General features: G+C 67.9%; 13 protein-coding genes. 1 reads left to right on the plus strand and 12 read right to left on the minus strand.

From position 1 onward, the window contains the following. Positions 1 to 55: 55 nt before the first annotated feature. The gene (locus ACSVC7_RS16475; protein ID WP_448207895.1) at positions 56 to 1,144 is read left to right on the plus strand and encodes an NAD(P)H-dependent flavin oxidoreductase; all 1,089 of its coding nucleotides are present in this window, start codon (positions 56 to 58) and stop codon (positions 1,142 to 1,144) included. Here ACSVC7_RS16475 and ACSVC7_RS16480 read toward each other — a convergent pair. The 12 genes from ACSVC7_RS16480 to ACSVC7_RS16535 form a co-directional block, all read right to left on the minus strand. Next, the gene (locus tag ACSVC7_RS16480) at positions 1,141 to 2,178 is read right to left on the minus strand and encodes a GGDEF domain-containing protein (RefSeq protein WP_448207894.1); all 1,038 of its coding nucleotides are present in this window, start codon (positions 2,176 to 2,178) and stop codon (positions 1,141 to 1,143) included. The two genes, ACSVC7_RS16475 and ACSVC7_RS16480, sit on opposite strands and share 4 nt — an antisense overlap. Before the next feature lie 119 nt (positions 2,179 to 2,297). Then, a complete protein-coding gene (locus ACSVC7_RS16485; RefSeq protein WP_448207893.1) occupies positions 2,298 to 2,810 on the minus strand; it encodes a pentapeptide repeat-containing protein in 513 nt (170 codons plus the stop codon). Positions 2,811 to 2,863: 53 nt separating this feature from the next. Next, positions 2,864 to 3,367, minus strand: a complete 504-nt coding sequence (locus tag ACSVC7_RS16490; RefSeq protein ID WP_448207892.1) for a thioesterase family protein — start codon at positions 3,365 to 3,367, stop codon at positions 2,864 to 2,866. A 48-nt stretch (positions 3,368 to 3,415) separates the two neighbouring features. Beyond that, on the minus strand, positions 3,416 to 3,820 hold the full coding sequence (locus ACSVC7_RS16495) for a HEPN domain-containing protein (protein WP_448207891.1): 405 nt from the start codon (positions 3,818 to 3,820) through the stop codon (positions 3,416 to 3,418). Beyond that, positions 3,810 to 4,130: a nucleotidyltransferase domain-containing protein gene (locus ACSVC7_RS16500; RefSeq protein WP_448207890.1), complete on the minus strand. Its 321-nt coding sequence runs from the start codon at positions 4,128 to 4,130 to the stop codon at positions 3,810 to 3,812. The genes ACSVC7_RS16495 and ACSVC7_RS16500 overlap by 11 nt, the downstream gene beginning before the upstream one ends. A gap of 16 nt (positions 4,131 to 4,146) precedes the next feature. Continuing rightward, positions 4,147 to 4,554, minus strand: a complete 408-nt coding sequence (locus ACSVC7_RS16505) for a HEPN domain-containing protein (protein WP_448207889.1) — start codon at positions 4,552 to 4,554, stop codon at positions 4,147 to 4,149. After that, positions 4,544 to 4,864: a nucleotidyltransferase domain-containing protein gene (locus ACSVC7_RS16510; protein ID WP_448207888.1), complete on the minus strand. Its 321-nt coding sequence runs from the start codon at positions 4,862 to 4,864 to the stop codon at positions 4,544 to 4,546. The genes ACSVC7_RS16505 and ACSVC7_RS16510 overlap by 11 nt, the downstream gene beginning before the upstream one ends. A gap of 61 nt (positions 4,865 to 4,925) precedes the next feature. After that, positions 4,926 to 8,417, minus strand: coding sequence for a methionine synthase (gene metH, locus ACSVC7_RS16515; RefSeq protein WP_448207887.1), 3,492 nt, complete (start codon positions 8,415 to 8,417; stop codon positions 4,926 to 4,928). A 50-nt stretch (positions 8,418 to 8,467) separates the two neighbouring features. After that, positions 8,468 to 8,941 (minus strand): DUF29 domain-containing protein, encoded by a 474-nt coding sequence (locus tag ACSVC7_RS16520; RefSeq protein WP_448207886.1) that lies wholly within the window; start codon positions 8,939 to 8,941, stop codon positions 8,468 to 8,470. 3 nt (positions 8,942 to 8,944) lie between these two features. After that, positions 8,945 to 9,421, minus strand: coding sequence for a DUF29 domain-containing protein (locus ACSVC7_RS16525; protein WP_448207885.1), 477 nt, complete (start codon positions 9,419 to 9,421; stop codon positions 8,945 to 8,947). Positions 9,422 to 9,483: 62 nt separating this feature from the next. Next, positions 9,484 to 10,365 carry a methylenetetrahydrofolate reductase gene (gene metF / locus ACSVC7_RS16530; protein WP_448207884.1) on the minus strand — a complete coding sequence of 294 codons (882 nt, stop codon included), beginning with the start codon at positions 10,363 to 10,365 and terminating at the stop codon, positions 9,484 to 9,486. Then, a complete protein-coding gene (locus ACSVC7_RS16535) occupies positions 10,362 to 11,342 on the minus strand; it encodes an ArsR/SmtB family transcription factor (RefSeq protein ID WP_448207883.1) in 981 nt (326 codons plus the stop codon). The genes metF and ACSVC7_RS16535 overlap by 4 nt, the downstream gene beginning before the upstream one ends. Between the last annotated feature and the right edge of the window lie 179 nt (positions 11,343 to 11,521).

An 11,521-nucleotide genomic window follows, 5' to 3' on the forward strand; every position in this document is an offset into this window, starting at 1 on the left:
GCCTCTCCGCCCTAGCCTCTCACTCAACACACGACCATCCCCGGAGGGCGGAGCAATGCCGGTACACACCATTCTGACGCAGCGGCTGGGCCTCGCCCACCCGATCATCCAGGCGCCGATGACGGGCGGCGGCGACACGGCGGAGTTGGTGGCCGCGGTCAGCGAGGCGGGCGGACTCGGCTTCATCGGCGCGGCCTACCTGACCCCGGCGCAGATCGCCGAACGCGCGCAGGCCGTCCGCGCCCGCACGGCCAAGCCCTTCGGCATCAACCTCTTCGCCCCCTCCCCGGCGCCGGAGCCGCCCGCCGATCTCACCCCGGCGCTGGAGCGTGTCGCCGCTTGCCACGCCGAACTCGGCCTCCCTGCCCCCACCCCGCCGACGCTGGCGGCCGACAGCTTCGCCGAGCAGGTCGCCGTGGCCCTGGACAGCGGTGCGGCGAGCATCAGCTTCACCATGGGCATTCCGCCGGCCGAGGTTCTGGCCGCGATCAAGGCGCGCGGCATGCTGCTGATGGGCACCGCCACCACGGTGGACGAGGCGGTGGCGCTGGAGCGGGCGGGCATGGAGGCGATCATCGCCCAGGGCGCCGAGGCCGGCGGCCATCGCGGCACTTTCGCCAACAACCTGGGCGCCGTGGACAGCGGCGCCGGCCTTGTCGGCACCATGGCGCTGGTCCCGCAGGTGGCGGACGCGGTGCGCCTGCCGGTGGTGGCGTCGGGCGGCATCATGGACGGGCGCGGAATCGCGGCGGCGCTGGCGCTGGGCGCCTGCGCGGTGCAGATGGGCACGGCTTTCCTGACCTGCAACGAGGCCGGCGTTTCCGACGCCTACAAGCAGGCCCTGTTGAAGGCCGGCGAGCACGAGACGCGCATCACGCGCGCCTTCTCAGGCCGTCCGGCGCGCGGCGTCGTCAACCGCTTCATGGACGCGGTGTCGGGCGAGGCGATCCTGCCCTTCCCCTACCAGAACGCCCTGACCCGCCCGATGCGCACCGCCGCCGCGCAGCAGGGCCGGGCGGAGTTCCTGTCGCTGTGGGCCGGACAAGGCCTGCGCATGGCGAACCGCCAGCCCGCGGCGGCTCTTGTGGACCGCCTCGTCGCGGAGACCGATGCGGTGATCAACCGGCTGGCCGGCCGGGCTTAACCGAGCGGCATCCCCTCGGCGCACACCCTGTTCCGCCCGCCCCGCTTGGCGGCGTAGAGCGCCTCGTCGGCGCGGCGGAGCAGGGTCAGCACGTCCTCGCCCGACCGGTATTCCGCCGCGCCGATGGACAGCGTCACCGACCCGTAGGCGACGTTGCGCGCCCGGTTCACGATCTGCCGCGATCCGACCGAGGCACGAAGCTGGTCCGCGACCTTGATCGCGTTGGTCAGCTCCGTGTTCGGCAGCAGGATGCAGAACTCCTCCCCGCCGTAGCGCGCGGCGGTGTCGCGGCCCTTTATTCCTTCGGTCAGCACCTTGGCGACCAGCTTCAGGACATGGTCGCCGACCAGATGGCCGTGCGTGTCGTTGAAGCGCTTGAAGTGGTCGATGTCCACCATCAGCAGCGACAGCGGCGTGCCGTCCTGCGCGGCGTTCTCCACCGCCCCGGCCAGCGCCTGATCGAGCGCGCGGCGGTTGGCGATGCCGGTCAGCCCGTCGGTCAGCGCCTCGCGCCGGGCGGAATCGAGGATGACGCGCAGTTCGGCCAACTGCTGGCTCGACTCCAGAAGCTGGTTCTGCAAGCGCGCCTGCCGGTCCACGATGGCGGTCGTCTCCGCGGCGATGGCGGCGACCATGGCGCGCAGTTCCTCCACCGTCAGCGGCTGGTCCAGCTCCCCCCGGAAGCCGGCGAGCGTCTGGCCGTAGCGGTCCGTCTCCGACCCCACGGTGCCCAGCTGCTCCAGGATGCGGCCGAGCGCGAAGCGCGCCCGTTCCGACGTCTCGCGAATCGCCTGCGCTTCCGCGTCCAGGGTGAAGAAGCGTTTGAACAGCTCGTCGCAATGGGTCTGCGACAGGGAGGAGCCGTCGCGCTGGGCGATGTCGATGGCGCGGGTCAGGTCCGGAAGCTGGCCGCCGAAATAGGCGTACCACAGCGTGAAGTTCTCCGGATTGGGGGACAGCCGTTCGGCGAGCATGCGATCCATGGCGCGGCCGGCAAGGTCGCGCGCCTTCTCGAAATCGTCGGTGCCCGCCATCCCCGTCGCCTTTCCCCTTGGTCGCGTGCAAAACTTATAGCGGCGACAAACAGGCGGGCAAGCGACATTCCTTCCAGGACATCATATTTCGCGAAGCCGCTTCATTACTTGCGCGATAGCTAATTGCACTGCCCCACGGACTTCTCCGCGCAGACATGCTTGCCGTCGATCCAGGTGGCCCCCGTCAGGTCGGCGTTGCGCAGATCGGCGCCGCCCAGCTTGGCGTTGGTGAAGTCCGCCTTCACCAGGGTCGCGTTCACCAGCTTGGCGTTGCGCAGGTCGGCGTCCTTCAGCGACGCGCCGGTCAGGTCGGCGCGGGTGAAGTCCGCCTCGATCAGCCGCGCGCCATCCAGTTTCACCCCCGGCATGGTCGTGCTGAAGAACTTGGCGCGGTAGGCATCGGCGTTCGACAGATCCGCGTCCTTCAGGGTGGAGCGCTGGAAGGTGGCGTCGCGCAGTTCCGCGCCGGACAGGTTCACACCGGCCAGGTCGCGCCCGTCGAAATAGCAGCGGCGCCATGTGACCTTCGGCTGCGCCGGGTCGGTGCATTCGGCCCAAGCCCTGTCCGGCGCGAACAGGGTGATGGTCAGGGCGGTCACAACCGCGAAGGCGGCGAAAATTGTCGTCTTCATCCGCCAAGACATAGGTCGGCGCGTCCAGATTGACAAACGGGAAAGCCGTTCGCCTACGGTGCTTTCCCGCCCCGGAAGCCGATGGACCGGCCGGCCTGCACCGGGACCGGCAGTCGCGCATGCTCCGCCGCCACGCGCGCGATCGACGCCGCCGTCTCCTCCGCGAAGGGCATGGCGCGCCGCTCCGTCAGATCCACATGAAGCAGCATGAACTCCGCCGTGGCCGCCAGGAAGCCGTCCTCCGCGTGGCGCATCTCATGGAACAGGTGCAGCCGCTTCCCGTCGGAGCCCAGGATGCGCGAGGAAAAGCGCAGCCCGTCCCCCTCCGTCACCTCGCGGGCGTAGGTCAGGTGCGCCTCGACCACGAACATCGACCGCCCCTCGCCTTCCGCGTAGGCCTTGCCGATCCCGAAATGGTCGAGCACCGCGTCCGTGGCGTGGTCGAACGCCAGCAGATAGAAGGCCACGTTCATGTGGCCGTTGTAGTCGATCCACTCCGGCCGCACCGTCTCCTGGTGAAGCTCCAAAGGGCCGCTGGCGGGGGCTTTCTGGCTCATGAATCGAGGATAAGCGAAGCCGCGCCCCTTTGGGAACGGCCTACGCCGTCAGGCCGAGAGGCCGAGATACCGCATCACCTCCGCCCGGACCGCGACGATCTCCGCAAGCCACGAGGAGACCTCGTCCAGGGTGGGATCGTCGGAAACATCGCTCGACTCACCCGGATAGCGATAAAGCGTCGCAAAGGCCGTGAAGCGCCCAAGAGGCTCTATGTGGGCGCGAACCGATTCGGTTCGAGGAACTCTGATGATCAGGGAGTCGATGTCATGCGTTTTGGGGAAGTCGGCTCCCAAGGACACGAGTATCGCCTTCACCAGCTTTTCTGCCGCCTGCTGACAGTGATAGGTCGCAGCCTTGACAGGGGGATTCGGTGAATTCAGGCACGCTTCGACAGCACGAAGGTCTTCGTCGACGGTTTCGATCCAGTCCGCAGGGCCGATTTTACGAACCATACACACGGACTCCTTCACGGGTCGCCTTGTAGCTCAACGTACCAACTTGATCTTTGTTGGCCTCGAAGAACGAACGTCGGCAAGGGATGACGTCGGCCGGGATGCCCGTTCCCGCCTTGGCCGCATGGGCATAGACGGCCGACCGATGCTCCCGGGGCGCATCATCCGGCACGACGACCAGCAGGTCGTAATCACTGTCCTCGTGGAAATCGCCACGTGCCCGGCTGCCGAACAGGTAGACGGCTTCCGGGTTCATCGCCGGGACGATCCGGTCCAGCAAGGTTTTCAGTTTCTCGTCAACGACTGCCATCGGTGTTCCACCACATTCACATCGCGAGATCCAAATACCGCACCACCTCCGCCCGAACCGCGACGATCTCCGCAAGCCACGAGGAAACCTCGTCCAAGGACGGTTCGTCGGGAGGGTCGTCGAAGGGACCTGGGCCGGGGTAGCGCAGAGCAGCGACAAATTCGGTAAACCGCCCCAACGGCCGCAGAATGGGCAGAAGGGGATTCTCCACCGGGATGCGGTCGATCAGCGCGTCGATGTCATGGATTCTCGGCGGGTTGGTCCCCATCGAGAGCAGCACCGCCTTCACAAGCTTCTCGGCCGCCTGCTGGCAATGGTAGGCGGCGACGCCGACCTCAGGCTCCGGACCGAAGAGGTTGTTGCGGATGCCTTTGATGTCCCGGTCGGCAACGACGATCCAGGCCGACAGCGCCTCAGCGTCCATAGACCCGCACTCCGAAGTGGTTAGCTTCGTAGCTCAGCGTGCCGACCATGTCCTTGGCGCGCTCGAAGCCCGTCCGCGTGCAGGGAACGATGTCCGCCGGAATCCCGGTGCCGATCTTCGCCTCATAAGCCCGGCGCGCTGCCCGCTTTTCCTTCGGCGCATCGTCCGGCATGACGACCAGCAGGTCGTAGTCGCTGTCCTCGTGGAAATCGCCGCGCGCCCGGCTGCCGAACAGGTAGACGGCCTCCGGGTTCATCGCCGGAACGATCCGGTCCAGCAGGATCTTCAGCTTCTCGTCAACGACCGCCATGGGATGCCTCCGCTCCCCCCAATAACACAGGGTATAACATGGGAGCGGAGGCGTTGCCTCATCACACGCTGAAGTACTTCGCCTTCGGGTGGTGCAGCACGATGGCGGACGTGCTCTGCTCGGGGTGGAGCTGGTGCTCGTCGGACATCTCGATGCCGATCCGGCCGGCGTCGAGAAGCTTCAGCAGTTGCTCCTGGTCGGCGAGGTTCGGGCAGGCCGGGTAGCCGAAGCTGTAGCGGCTGCCGCGATACTCCTGCTGGAGCAGCTTCTCCTTGTCGCGGCTGTCCTCGGCGCCGTAGCCCAGCTCGGCGCGGATGCGGGCGTGGACGTATTCCGCCATCGCCTCGGTCATCTCCACCGACAGGCCGTGCAGGTACAGGTAGTCCTGGTAGCGGTTCTCCGCGAACCAGTCCCGCGCCACCTCCGACGCGTGCTGGCCCATGGTGACGACCTGGAGGCCGATCACGTCCCGCTCCCCGTCATTCACGTCGCGCAGGAAGTCGGCGATGCACTCCCCGTCCTCCTTGCCCTGGCGCGGCAGGGTGAAGCGGGCGACCTCGCTGGTGCCGTCCTCGGCGAACAGGATGACGTCGTTGCCGTCGGCCGCCGCCTTCCAGTAGCCGTAGGCCGCCTGCGGCCGCAGGATCTCCTCCTTCGCGGCGATCTGGAGCATGCGGTCGAGCACCGGCCGCAGTTCCTTCTTCGCCCACTCCTTGAACTCCTCGAAGGACTTGCCGTCCTTCCGGTAGCCCCACTGGAGCTGGTAGAGCATCCGCTCGTTGAGATAGGTGACCAACGTCTTCAGCGGCACATGCTCGATGACCTTGGCGCCCCAGAAGGGCGGCGTCGGCACCGGCACGCCTTCGGCCAGGCGGTGCCGGCGCGCCCGCACGGCGTCCTTGTCCACCGGACCGGTGGCGGCGCTGGTCGCCTGCCCCAGCACGCGGCGGCGGTTGACCGCCTTGCCGGCGCGCTTGGCCTGCTGGATGGCCAGTTGCTGGTCGAAGGTGCCGGTGACCACCTGATCCATCAGCGTCAGCCCGTCAAAGGCGTCGCCCGCGTAGGCCACGCGGCCGGCGCCGTAGGAGGCCACGCAGTCCGTCTCCACATAGGCCCGGGTCAGCGCGGCACCGCCCAGCAGCACCGGCACGTCCAGCCCCTCGCGGGTCATCTCCTCCAGGTTTTCGCGCATGATGACGGTGGACTTCACCAGCAGGCCGGACATGCCGACGGCGTCGGCCTTGTGCTCCTTGGCGGCCTGGATGATGGCGGTCACCGGCTGCTTGATGCCCAGGTTGACGACCTTGTAGCCGTTGTTGGTCAGGATGATGTCCACGAGGTTCTTGCCGATGTCGTGGACGTCGCCCTTCACCGTGGCCAGCACCATGGTGCCCTTCTGCTGGCCCTCGATCTTCTCCATGTGCGGTTCCAGGTAGGCCACGGCGGCCTTCATGGTCTCCGCGGACTGGAGCACGAAGGGAAGCTGCATCTTGCCCGCGCCGAACAGCTCGCCCACCACCTTCATGCCGTCCAGCAGGTAGGTGTTGATGATCTCCAGCGGCGAATGGCTCTTCATCGCCTCGGCGAGGTCGTCCTCAAGCCCGGTGCGGTCGCCGTCGACGATGCGTTCCTTCAGCCGCTCCTCGACCGTCTCGGCGCGGGCCTTCTTCTTGGTGTCGGCGGCCTTGCGGCCCTCGAACAGCGACAGGAAGACCTGAAGGGGGTCGTAACCGTCCGCGCGGCGGTCGAAGATCAGATCCTCGGCGACCTTGACCTCGTTCTCCGGGATCTGGTGCAGCGGCATGATCTTGGAGACGTGCACGATGGCGCCGGTCATGCCGCGCTTCACCGCGTGGTCCAGGAAGACCGAGTTCAGCACATGGCGCGCCGCCGCGTTCAGGCCGAAGGAGACGTTGGACAGGCCCAGGATGATCTGGCAGCCCGGCATCTCCCTGGAGATCGCCTCGATGCCCTCCAGCGTCCAGATGGCGAGCTTGCGGTCGTCCTCGTTGCCGGTGGCGATGGTGAAGGTCAGCGGGTCGAACAGCAGGTCGGCCGGGGCCAGCCCATACTCGTTCACCGCCAGATCGTAGAGGCGCTTGGCGATGGCAAGCTTGCGCTCCGGCGTCTTCGCCATGCCCTCCTCGTCGATGGTCAGCGCGATGACCGCCGCACCGAACTTCTTGGCGAGCGCGAGGCGCTTGCGGGCCGGCTCCTCCCCGTCCTCGAAGTTGATGGAGTTGATGATGGCCTTGCCGCCGTACAGCGCCAGCGCCTTCTCAAGAACCCCATACTCCGTGGAGTCGATGACCAGCGGCGCCGTCACCGAGCCGACGAAGCGCGACACCACGGCCTGCATCTCGGCGTTCTCGTCGCGGCCGACGAAGGCGGTGCAGACGTCCAGCGAATGCGACCCTTCCTTCACCTGCTCGCGCGCCATCTCGACGCAGCCGTCCCAGTCGTGACGCTCCTGAAGCTCGCGCCACTTCTTGGAGCCGTTGGCGTTGCAGCGCTCGCCGATGGCGAAGAAGGCGTTCTCCTGCCGCAGCGTGACCTGGCTGTACAGCGAGGCCACCGCCGGCACCCAATGCACCGTGCGGCCCTTCGGCGCGGGGCGGTGCGAACCGGCCGGGGCCAGCTTGCGCAGCATTTGGTTGGCCGCCGCGATGTGCGGGACGTTGGTGCCGCAGCAGCCGCCGACGAGGTTCACCCCGTCCTCGGTCACGAAGCGCTCCAGCCAGTGGGCGAAGTCCTCGGCGCGCAGCGGGTAGTGGGTCTTGCCGTCCACCAGTTCCGGCAGGCCGGCGTTCGGCTGCACGGAGACGAGGCCCGGCCAGTTCTGCGTCAGCCACTTGACGTGCTCGCTCATCTCCAGCGGGCCGGTGGCGCAGTTCAGGCCCATCAGCGGCACGTCCAGCGCCTGGATGACCGTCGCCGCCGCCGCGATGTCGGTGCCGACCAGCAGCGTGCCGGTCGTCTCCACCGTCACCTGCACGAAGACCGGCGTGTCGGAACCGGCCTCGGTCCGCGCGCGCTTGATGCCGTTGACGGCGGCCTTGATCTGCAGCGGGTCCTGGCAGGTCTCCACCAGGATCGCGTCGGCCCCGCCGGCGATCAGGCCGGCGGCCTGGACGAAGAAGCTGTCCTCCAGATCCTGATAGGCGATGTGCCCCAGGCTCGGCAGCTTGGTGCCCGGCCCGATGGAGCCGATGACGAAGCGCGGCTGGCCGTCCTTGAAGGTCTCCGCCGCCTCGCGCGCCAGCTCGACGGCGCGCTGGTTGATCTCGAAGGCCTTTTCGGAGATGCCGAACTCGCCCAGCGTCACCGGGGAGGCGCCGAAGGTGTCCGTTTCCACCATGTCCGCGCCGGCTTCATAATAGCCGCGGTGGATTTCCCGCACGATGTCGGGGCGCGACAGGGGCAGGATGTCGGTGCAGTTCTCATGCCCCCAGTAATCCTTCTCGACGTCGAGGTCGAGCGCCTGGATGCGGCTGCCGAACCCGCCGTCGCAGAGCAGGACGCGGTCGCGGAGAGTGTCGAGAATGTGGGGCATGGGAAGGTCTTGTCCGTTTCAGGAAGTCGTCAGTCGGTCGCGGTGCACTGTCAGTCGAGGCCGTGCCGATTCACCGGCCACCAGTCCTCGTCGAGGAGTTGTTCGAGGTCGTAAGGGCATTCGGCGGGCAGCAGGCGCTCCTCGACGCGATCCTGGCCGAGCCCATCAATGGCATAGCCTCGCCCGCGACGGAACGCCATGGCGAGATCCACGCGCCCCTTCAGGCTCGGGCTGTCGTCGAGCGTATCCACGGCGGCGGAGCGTTGCTCCCGCACGGTCTTCCGCCAGCCGCCACGCGGGTCTTGGGCCGGTGAGAATTCCAGCTTGAGAAGATGTTCGATGACGCGGGCAAGATGGCTGTTGACCGTGCGAAGGTCGCTCTTGCCCATATCCTCGATCTCCTCCGCAACCTGCGTCCAGTCGATGGGCGTGTTCAGCCGTTCGCGCGCCGCTTCGCGCAGCAGACGCGCCTGTTCCTGGGTCCAGGCGTAGAAGTCGTCGTCGTACCCGGTCCGGCCGTCCATGGGTCAGCCCTCCAGCCCGTGCCGGTTCGCCGGCCACCAGCCCTTGTCGAGGATGCGATCCAGCGCGTAGGGGCAGTCGGCCGGCAAATCGGCTTCCGCGATGCCGTCCCGCGCCAAACCGAGAACGGCCAACTCGCGGGCGGTTTCATACACGTCCGGAAGGTCAATCTTGCCGCGCAGGCTGGGGCTTGCCTTCAGATCGCGCAGGACGCGGCTGCGGTGCTCCACGACCGACGCCTTCCAGACGTTCCGAGGATCGGCGGACGGCGAGAACTCAAGCTTGAGGAGATGTTCCAGAATGCGGGAGAGCGCGCTTTCGACCGCCCGCGTTTCCGACCTCCCCATGCTTTCGACCTCCTCGGCCAGATTGTCGTAGTCGATGGGCGTGTTCAGCCGTTCGCGCGCGGCGTCGCGAAGAAGCCGCGCCTGTTCCTGGGTCCAGGCGTAGAAGTCCTCGTCGTACCCGATCCGGCTGTCCATGGCCTCGCCCCTCCGCGACCGCGATCATCCGCGCCACCTTAACATAAGGTGGGGCAGCGGTTTTACTGCACCGCCGTCTGCTTCGCCTTCACGCCGAGCATGCGGCAGATGGCGACGGTCAGGTCCGACCGGTTCAGCGTGTAGAAGTGGAAGTCCTTGATGCCCTGAGCCTGGAGCGCCTTGCACTGCTCCGCCGCCACCGTCGCGGCGACCAGCTGGCGGGTCTCCGGGTCGTCGTCCAGCCCTTCGAAGGTCTCCGCCAGCCCCTTGGGCATGGAGGCGCCGCACTTGCCGGCGAACTCCACCGCGCGGGCGAAGTTGGTGATGGGCAGGATGCCCGGCACGATCGGCACGTTGATCCCGGCGGCGGCGCAGCGGTCGAGGAAGCGGAAGTAAGCGTCGTTGTCGAAGAAGAACTGGGTGATCGCCCGCGTGGCGCCGGCGTCGACCTTGCGCTTCAGGTTGTCCAGGTCGAACTGGGCGCTGGGCGCCTCCGGGTGGGATTCCGGATAGGCGGCGACGGAGATCTCGAAGGGAGCAACCTTCTTCATCCCCTCCACCAGATCGGCGGCGTAGGCGTAGCCGCCCGGGAAGGGCTCGTAGCGGCCGCCCACCCCGCCGGCGCTCTCCGGCGGATCGCCGCGCAGCGCGACGAGGTGGCGGATGCCGGCGTCCCAGTAGGTCCGGGCGATGGCGTCGATCTCCTCGCGCGTGGCGCCCACGCAGGTGAAGTGCGCCGCGGCGGGGATGCCCGTTTCCTTCTGGATGCGGGTCACCGTGTTGTGCGTGCGCTCGCGCGTCGAGCCGCCGGCCCCGTAGGTCACCGAGACGAAGGAGGGACTGAGCGGGGCAAGGCGCTGGATCGCCTGCCAGAGGCTCTGTTCCATCTTCTCCGTCTTGGGCGGGAAGAATTCGAAGCTGACCGACGGGGTGCCGGACGTCATGGCTGGGCTCCGCTGGTGGAGAGGATGGAGGAGGAGGCCGGCGCACTCTTCGCGGTGCGGACCGCCGGCCAGATGGAAACGGTGAGCGGCTCGCCGGGCAGATGCACGACGGAGCCGCAGTCGAGCCCGGCCTGCCGGCACCAGCCGACCACCTCGGCGTCGGCGAAGCCGAGCCGGCGGTGCGCGTGCTCGGCGCGCAGGGCCTCAAGCCCGTGCGGGGCGAAATCGACGACCAGCAGCAGCCCGCCGGGCTTCAGCACCCGCGCGGCCTCGGCCAGCAGGTCGGCCGGCGTCTCCGCGAAATGCAGCACCTGATGGATCACCGCCGCGTCGAAGGAGCCGGACGGGAACGGCAGCTGGTACATGTCGGCCTGCCGCACATGGCAGTGGCGCAGGGCCGAGTCCTCAAGCTTCGTGCGGGCGATGGCCAGCATCTCGCGCGACTGGTCCACGCCCACGGCGCGGCGGGCGCGCGGCCCCAGCACCTCCAGCATGCGGCCGGTGCCGGTGCCGACGTCCAGCAGTTCCCCGATGCCGTCGGCGGGGATCAGGCGCAGCAGCGCCTCCTCCACCTCGCGTTCGGGGACGTGCAGCGAGCGGATTTCGTGCCAGCGGGCGGCGTTGTCGCGGAAATAGCTGGCCGCCGCCTCGGAGCGGGAGCGCTTGATCGCCTCCAGCCGCTCCAGGTCCAGGGTCAGCGTGGGGTCGTCGCCGGGAATGGCGTCCACCAGCACGCGGGCCAGCTCCGCCGAGGCGCCCTTCTCGGCCAGCCGGTAGAAGGCGAAGGTGCCCTCGCGGAAGCGGTCGAGCAGCCCGGCGTCGCACAGCAGCTTCAGATGGCGCGACACGCGCGGCTGGCTCTGCCCCAGGATCTGGGTCAGCTCCGTCACCGTCAGCTCGCCATGGGCACACAGCGCCAACAGCCGAAGCCGTGTGGGTTCCGCCGCCGCCTTCAATGTCGCAAGCAGATCGTCCATGACCGCCGAAACCGCCTCGCGCCCGCATCGGACACCGGCGGACCACCATGGCCTGCCGATCTGGATACAGATATAAAGATATCTTTATGCAGCGTAAACCGGTTTTCGCGCCCCATCCCGGCACGGCACCGAATCCCGGGGGGGGGGCCCCGGCACCGATAGGCCAACAAAGGCGGGGG

The sequence above is a fragment of the Azospirillum mesophilum genome (assembly GCF_053470405.2).